The sequence below is a fragment of the Pseudomonas sp. SIMBA_068 genome, assembly GCF_046534705.1.
Classification (GTDB): domain Bacteria; phylum Pseudomonadota; class Gammaproteobacteria; order Pseudomonadales; family Pseudomonadaceae; genus Aquipseudomonas; species Aquipseudomonas putida.
Genome location: NZ_JAWRYI010000171.1, coordinates 1 through 344 on the forward strand (window position 1 = coordinate 1; position 344 = coordinate 344).

General features: G+C 62.5%; 1 protein-coding gene. It reads right to left on the reverse strand.

The window, feature by feature from the left end; all coding sequences use genetic code 11:
• Nucleotides 1-63: 63 nt before the first annotated feature.
• Nucleotides 64-344: N-acetylmuramoyl-L-alanine amidase (locus tag SB756_RS28700; protein WP_410912905.1), on the reverse strand; the 281-nt coding region annotated here is incomplete at its 5' end.

Consider the following 344-nt stretch of genomic DNA (forward strand, 5'->3'; position numbering starts at 1 on the left):
GTACTTGATGGCGCAGTGCCGAGAACTTCTCGACCCACAGCGCCAGCAGCAGAACCAGAAAACTCATGGGTAATCCTCGTTATCCTTCACGGTTTGGCGATAGCGGCCCCAGTCAAATGCCGGGCCTGGGTCGGTCTTGCGCACCGGCGCAATGTCGCTGTGGCCCTGGATGCGCGCCAGGCCGATGACCGGCCAGGCGTTGCGGATCTGCCGGGTAAGCTGCGCCAGCGTGGCGTACTGGGCATCGGTGTAAGGCAGGTCGTCAGTGCCTTCGAGCTCGATGCCGATGGAAAAGTCATTGCAGCCTTCACGCCCGTCGAAGCTGGAGACGCCAGCATGCCAGG